Genomic DNA, 7,102 nt, shown 5'->3' with positions numbered 1-7,102 from the left:
TTTTCCGCTCCGTTTCCGGGGCTTCCTTCATCCAACTCGCCGGTGTCTTCTGCGGCTTGACGCCCCGTCCGACGTTTCAAACTCTAGCCGATCCCTGCTCCGAAAAGCGAATCGGCCGCAATCCGATAAAACGAGCACGCCGAAATAAGAACCAAGCCGCGACAAGACGCGACCCAGCCCGAACCGGGAAGTGGTGTTTCGAAAGGATTGGCTGCCGCGGGACCGTCCGCGCAGATGCGTGTCCGGTGCTCCCTGCCAGGCAGCTCGGAGAACACTAGACCTCGGGGACGACCGAGTCAAGCGCCGGTTCCGCCTCGGTGGCGCTCTCCTCCGCGGGCAGGTGGAAGGCCAGGACGGCGACGTCGTCGTCGTGCTCGGAGGTCACGCCCATCGCCCGCAGGAGGCGGGCGCAGATCACCTCGGGGGCCCCGACCGCGCCGGTGAGGGTGCGGGCGAGGAGGTCGAGGCCCTGGTCGATGTCCTCGTCGCGCCGTTCGACCAGGCCGTCCGTATAGAGGACGCCGGTGGTCCCGGGGAGCAGGCGCAGGGTGTGGGAGACGTGGAGGCCGTCGCCGGTGCCGAGCGGAGGGCCGTTCTGTTCCTCGCTGCGCAGGACCGTCCCGTCGGGGCAGCGCAGGAGCATGGGGAGGTGTCCGGCGGAGGCGTAGGAGAGGGTGCGGCGCTGCGGGTCCCAGACGGCGTAGGTGCAGGTGGCGATCTGGTTGGCGTCGATCTCCATGGCGAGGCCGTCGAGCAGGCGCATCACCTCGTGCGGGGGCAGGTCGAGGCGGGCGTAGGCGCGGACGGCGGTGCGCAGCTGGCCCATGACGGCGGCGGCACGCAGGCCGCGCCCCATCACGTCGCCGATGACCAGGGCCGTCCGGCCGCCGTCGATGGCGATGACGTCGTACCAGTCGCCGCCGACGGCGGCCTCGGCACCACCGGGCTGGTAGGTGGCGGCGACCCGGAGGTCGGCCGGCTGGTCGAGCTTCTGCGGGAGGAGGCTGCGCTGGAGGGTGACGGCGGCCTCGCGCTGGCGGCGTTCGGCTTCGCGGAGCCGGGCTGCGGCGAGGACCTGGTCGGTGACCTCGGCGGCGAAGATCAGGACGCCGGCGGGCGGCCCCTCGGCGGGGGCGTCCCCGGTGTCGCCGGGGCCGAGCGGGACGCAGGAGACGTTGTAGTAGCGGTTGCCGGTGAGGCCGAGGATGCAGCGGGCCTTGACGCTGCGCGGGCGGCCGCCACGGATGACCTGGTCCATCAGGGGCAGGACGCCCATGGTGCCGAGTTCGGGGAGGGCCTCTCCGGCGGGCAGGCCGGTGGTGCGGTCGCCGAAGAGTTCGCGGTAGGCGCGGTTCGCGTAGCCGAGCTGGTGGAGCGGACCGTAGGTGACGGCCACCGGGGCGGGGATGCGGTTGAGGACCTCGCGCAGGTTCTGGGGTTTGTGCAGGTCGAGGAGTTCGGCGGCGGTGGCCAGGTTGGTGGGGTCGCGGGGGCCGGGGACGACGACTCCGTCGGCGGAGGGCGCGCCCTCGTCGGTGCCGGTCCCGGTTGGCGGGGCGGCACGCCAAGGGACTCCGGTGAGCCGGGCGCTCCAGCGCATGAGGTTCAAACGACGGCCGCTTCCTCGTTTTCCAGGCATATCATCACTTTTTGTGTGCACATCAGCACACGGGGTAATGACTAGGTTGGGCTGATCCTGTCAGGCAACGGCCCGATTCAGGAAGTCGCCCGCCCGGCGTGGCCGGCCGTTCCGCCCCGGTACGGGGCTCCGGAGCGCTCACCGCGGGGCGTCCGGACCACCGTCGGGCCGCGGTCCGGACCCGGCCTCGAACTCCGGACGCGGATGCTCCGCCGCCCCCAGCGAGACCACCTCGCGGGAGAACAGCCCGCCCAGCAGCCAGTCCATCAGCACCCGCACCCGGCGTTCCGCGCTCGGCAGGCGCCGCAGGTGCCGGGCCCGGTGCAGCCACCAGGCCCGCCGCCCGGTGATCCGGCGGCCGCGCCGGGTGTGGGCGACGGCCCGGCGCAGGCCCAGCGAGGTCGAGCAGGCGGCGTGGCCCGGCCGGTACTCGGCGAGGTCCGGGGCGTGCGGTCCGGCGGCCAGCGCGACCACGATGTTCCGGGCGAGCAACTCGGCCTGGGCGAAGGCGTGCTGGGCGTTGGGTGCGCAGGGCGCCCCGTCCGCGTTGGGGTCCGGCACGGCGGCGCAGTCCCCGGCCGCCCAGACGCCTGGCAGCGCGCGCCCGTCCGGGCCGACGGCCTGCAGGGTGGCGAGGCAGCGGACCCGGCCGAGGGTGTCCAGCGGCAGGTCGGTGTCGCGCAGCAGCGGGGACGGGCGCACCCCGGCCGTCCAGACCAGGGTGCGGGCGCCGAAGCGGCTGCCGTCGGACAGGGCGACGACCCGGCCGGCGGCGGACGCCAGGGTGGTGCGCAGCCGGATGTCGACGCCGCGTTCGCGGAGCTGGCCGAGGGTGTGCTCGGCCAGCTCCGGCGACTCCTCGGCCAGGATCCGGTCGGTGGCCTCGACCAGGACCCAGCGCAGGTCCTCGGGGCGGACGTTGTGGTAGCCGCGCACCGCGGACCGGGCCATGTCCTCCAGTTCGGCGAGCGCGCCGACGCCCGCGTACCCGGCGCCGACGAAGACGAAGGTGAGCGCGGCCTGGCGCAGGGCCGGGTCGCGCGTCGCGGAGGCGAGGTCGAGCTGTTCCAGGACGTGGTTGCGCAGGCCCACGGCCTCGCCGACGGTGGAGAAGCCGCGGCCGTGTTCGGCCAGGCCGGGCACCGGCGCCGTCCGGGAGACCGAGCCGGGCGCCACCACCAGGACGTCGTAGGGGAGTTCGATCGGCGCGGCGGCCTCTCCGGGGCCCGCGGCGTCGGCGAAGGCGCGGCGGGCGGCGTGTTCGATCCGGGTGATCCGGGCGGTCAGCACCCGGCAGTCCGGCAGGGCCCGGCGGAGCGGGACGACCACGTGCCGGGGGTCGATCGAGCCAGCCGCGACCTCGGCCAGCAGCGGGTGGTAGGTGAAGTAGGCCCGGGGCTCGACGACGGTGATCTCGACCTCGCCGCGTCGCAGCCGTTCCCGCAGGCCGCGCTGGAGGTGCAGCGCGGTGGCCATCCCGGCACAGCCGCCGCCGGCGATCAGGATTCTGATGGTGCACCTCCAGCCGATTGGCGCTTCGTCCCGGCCCCGCGGCCGGGGGTGTCCCCCCTCACGCCCCCCTATGAAGGACCGGCAGGGGCGGTCTTGTCCACAGTCCGTACCGCGTCGGATGTGACGGGAGTCGACGAGTGGGGCCAGTTGTGCTGCCCGGGCGACTTTCTGACGGACTTTCGGCCGCGAACGGCCGTGAACTATGGTCGGATTGTGTGCCGGAGCGGCCACCGCCATGACAATCGGCGGCGACGCACCGTGGAGCGGCCACTACGGCCAGTTCCAGCGTTGGCTCGAGAACCCGACTGCGGGACAGTCATCCGGGGAAGGGTAGTTCCCGGACAAGGCCCCGGACGGTGCCGACGCGCCGAGCCGGACGCGAGCCGGCCCGGAGGCACGAACCGTGGTCACGGAACGGGACGGGCGGCAACGAGCGATGGGTCATCAGGTCATTTCTGACGGGCTGAGCTGCACCGGGGGGTGCAGGGGCGGGCGACGACAGGGTCCGGGTTCGGGCGCCTGCGGGGGAGAGTTGGGATGATGGAGCAGGAGCAGGTGTTGGGACGGGCAGTAGCACCGCACGCCGGCCAGGGCATGGTGCCGGAACAACGCGGCCCGGTGGACCTGCCACCGCAGGTCGGGACGGCCTACCCGGGCGTCCCGTACCGGGTGGAGCCACCACCGGCCGCCGTGCACGTCCCCGGGGCCCGACTACGGGTGGACGCCCGGCGGAACCTGGAGAGCGTGCTGCGCGCAGCCCGTGAGGTGTTCGGCGAATTCGGCTACGGCGCGCCGATGGAGGAGGTCGCGCGCCGGGCCGGGGTCGGCGTCGGGACGGTCTACCGGCGCTTCCCGAGCAAGGAGGTGCTGGTCCAGCGGATCGCCGCCGAGGAGGTGGCCTGGCTGACCGCGCAGGCGCGGGAGTCGCTGTACGGCGGCGGCGGCGCCTGGGAGGCGCTGGCCGGCTACCTGGCGCGGGCGGTCGGCACCGGCGCCGGGCGGCTGCTGCCGCCGGAGGCGTTCCGGTACGCGGAGGAGCTGGGCCGGGTGCCCGAGCAGCGGGTGCCGGAGCCGGCCGCCGTCCGGTTCGACCTGCGCGGCGAGGAGGCCCAGAACGGTGCGGCCGTCGAGCCGTCGGCGGCCGACGCCGATCCCCGGCTGCTGCTGCAGCTGCTGGCCGCCCTGGTGGCCCGGGCCGGTGCGGCGGGCGAACTGCGGCCGGGCGTCACGGTGTCGGACGTCGTGCTGGTGCTGACCGCCTCGGTGCCGGTGCACGCGGCCCGCACCGCGCCGACGACGGCCGGTTTCTCGGCCGGGGTTCCACAGGCGGAGGGACAGCCGGCCGCCGGCCCCTCGGACCGGCTGCTGGAGATCCTGCTGGACGGCCTGCGGGCACGCTGACGCGCCACCGCGGGCGCGGCCGCCGCACCTGGCGGGAACGGGAGTTGGACGGGAGTTGGACGGGAGACCGGCGCGCGGACCAGTCACGCGCGCCGGGTGCGGGCGGTGCACCACCGCCCGCCCTGCGCTGGCCGAACACATCCGCGACGGCCCCTCGGAAGAGTGGGTACCGGCCGGTCCGGCTACCGCCCATCTCTGCGCTATGCCATCCTTTGCCCGTGGTTGGAGCCAATGTCCCGATGCGCGCCCTTCGCGCGCCCTCGGCGCCGTACAGCGCGGAACCGTGCGCTCACGCACTCCCGCGCGCCCTGCCACACTACGGGGGCTGTCGTGGAATCTGGGGTCCGTTGTGAGCGCCGAGGAACAGAACGACTACGGGTACGGCCTCGACTTCGGTCCGTCCGGAGGACTGCCCGGGGGACTGGCCGACGGCTCGTCCGGCGGCTCGTCCGGCAGTGCGGTTGAAGGCCCCGCCACGGCCTTCGGCGGCCCCGCCCAAGTACCCGGCACCGCACCGGGTTCGGCCACCGGCCCGACCGCCGGACACGTGCCCGACCAGGCCGGCATGCCCAGCCGCGAGTCCCTCTCCGCCTCCGCCGCCGCACTGCCCCCGGGGCGGGTGCCCGGCCAGGCCCCGGTCGGCCGCGGCGGCGTCGCCCCCGAGGCGTTCGTCGGCGACGGCCGCCCCGCCCGCCCCACCGTGCCCGCCCCCGCCGACCCGGTCGACGGCGAGCGCCCGCCCTCCGACGCCGAGTTGACCGCCCGGGTCCGGGCTGGCGACGACACCGCGTACGAGGAGATCTACCGCCGGCACGCCGACTCGGTGCGCCGCTACGCCCGCACCTGCTGCCGGGACAGCTTCACCGCCGAAGACCTCGCCGGCGAGGTCTTCGCCCGCACCCTGCAAGCCCTGAGGGCGGGCAAGGGCCCGGAGTTCGCCGTCCGCGCCTACCTGCTGACCGCCGTCCGCAACGTCGCCGCCGCCTGGACCCGCAGCGAACGGCGCGAGCAACTCGTCGACGACTTCAGCGTGTTCGCCCAGACCTCGGCCGCCGTCGTCGACCTCGACCTGGCCGACCCCGGCGCCGACGCCTGGGCGATGGCCATGGCCGACCAGCGCATGGTCATGCAGGCCTACGCCGAACTGCCCGAGGACGACCGGGTGGTGCTCTGGCACACCGAGGTCGAACGGGAATCCCCGAAGACCGTCGCCGTGATGCTCGGCAAGACCGCCAACGCCACCGCCGTCCAGGCCCACCGGGCCCGCGACCGGCTCGCCGCCGCCTTCCTGCAGGCGCACCTCTCCGGCAGCCAGGACAGGACCTGCGAGGCGTACGCCAACCGGCTCGGCGCGTACGCGCGCGGATCGCTGCGCAAGCGGGCCTCGGCGGAGGTCGGACGGCACCTCAAGGAGTGCGACCGCTGCACGGCCGCCTGCCTCGAACTCGCCGAGATCAACACCGGCCTGCGCGCGCTGCTGCCCGGCGGCGTGCTCGTCTGGATCGGGGTCGGCGGGTTCAGCGCCGCCGCGGCGGCCGTCGGCGGCGTCGCCGCGGTCGGCGGTGCGGCCGCGGGGACCGCGGCGGCCACCTCCGGAACGGCGGGCGCCGGCGCGAGTGCCGGTGCGGCGGGTGCCGGTGCTGGCGCGGGCGCGGCGGGTGCCGGTGCGGCCTCCGGCGGAAGCGGGGCCGGGGCCGGGGCCGCGGCCGGCGAGGGCCTGGGCACCGCCGCCAAGGCCGGGATCGCCGCCGCCGTCGCGGTGGCCGCGGCCGCCGTCGCCGCGTACGCGCTCACCGGTTCGCCCGAGCCCAAGCCCCCCGCGGCCGCGCCCCCCGCCACCAGCGCCCCGGCCGCCCCCCGCCCGCAGGCCCCCGCGCCCGCCGCCCCGGCGCCCAGCAGTGCCGCGGCCGCCCCGGCACCGTCCGAGCCGAGCCCGAGCGCGACACCGGCCGTCCGGTCGGCGCCCGCCCCGGCAGCCGCCCCGCCCACGACGAAGGCCGCGTCACCGGTCACGCCGAGCCCGACGCCGCCCAAGCGGACGCCCACGCCGCCGCCGGCCCCGGCCGTCCCCGTCGTGCCGACGCCCACCGTGCCGCCGCTGCCGACGCCCGAGCCGCCGGTCGTCCCCACGCCCACCATGCCGCCGGTACCCACCCCGACGGTCACCCCGCCCTCGCCGCCCGCACCCACCGACTTCTGGGCCGACTCGCTGCCCGTGGTCAAACCCGGCAACAACCGGGTGCCGCCGCCCGGACCCAGCATCCGGCAGAAGGGCAGCGACTGGTTCTGGCAGCACGACAGCGCCTGGATGGGCGGCGAACGCCACCGGCACGCCATCACCGTGCACGCCCCGGCGACCACCCTGATCGACCTCAACCGCAGCTGCACGTCCTTCGACGCGGTCGCCGGAGTCGACGACGCCACGCTCTCGCCCGGCGGCGTGGTCTTCTCCGTCCAGGGCGGGGACGGCAGCACCCTGTGGCGCTCCCCGCCGCTCGCCGCCGGGGACGACGCGGTACCGGTGCACGTACCGCTGGCCGGGCAGAAGTC

General features: G+C 75.5%; 3 protein-coding genes and 1 pseudogene. 2 read left to right on the top strand and 2 right to left on the bottom strand.

From position 1 onward, the window contains the following. Positions 1–331: 331 nt before the first annotated feature. Both ACIPLC_RS37925 and ACIPLC_RS37920 read right to left on the bottom strand, forming a co-directional pair. A pseudogene (locus tag ACIPLC_RS37925) lies at positions 332–1,609 on the bottom strand (PP2C family protein-serine/threonine phosphatase); the annotation flags it as partial. A 168-nt stretch (positions 1,610–1,777) separates the two neighbouring features. After that, positions 1,778–3,115 carry an NAD(P)/FAD-dependent oxidoreductase gene (locus ACIPLC_RS37920; RefSeq protein ID WP_400477620.1) on the bottom strand — a complete coding sequence of 446 codons (1,338 nt, stop codon included), beginning with the start codon at positions 3,113–3,115 and terminating at the stop codon, positions 1,778–1,780. A gap of 573 nt (positions 3,116–3,688) precedes the next feature. Between ACIPLC_RS37920 and ACIPLC_RS37915 the strand changes: the two genes are divergently transcribed. After that, positions 3,689–4,552, top strand: coding sequence for a TetR/AcrR family transcriptional regulator (locus ACIPLC_RS37915; protein ID WP_400477619.1), 864 nt, complete (start codon positions 3,689–3,691; stop codon positions 4,550–4,552). A 349-nt stretch (positions 4,553–4,901) separates the two neighbouring features. Then, a partial coding sequence (locus ACIPLC_RS37910) for a sigma-70 family RNA polymerase sigma factor (RefSeq protein WP_400477618.1) occupies positions 4,902–7,102 on the top strand: 2,201 nt, incomplete at its 3' end.

The sequence above is a fragment of the Kitasatospora sp. NPDC086801 genome (genome assembly GCF_044745805.1).
Lineage (GTDB): Bacteria > Actinomycetota > Actinomycetes > Streptomycetales > Streptomycetaceae > Kitasatospora.
The sequence above is the reverse complement of the archived record's forward strand: the minus strand, read 5'-3'. Positions and strand labels throughout refer to the sequence as shown.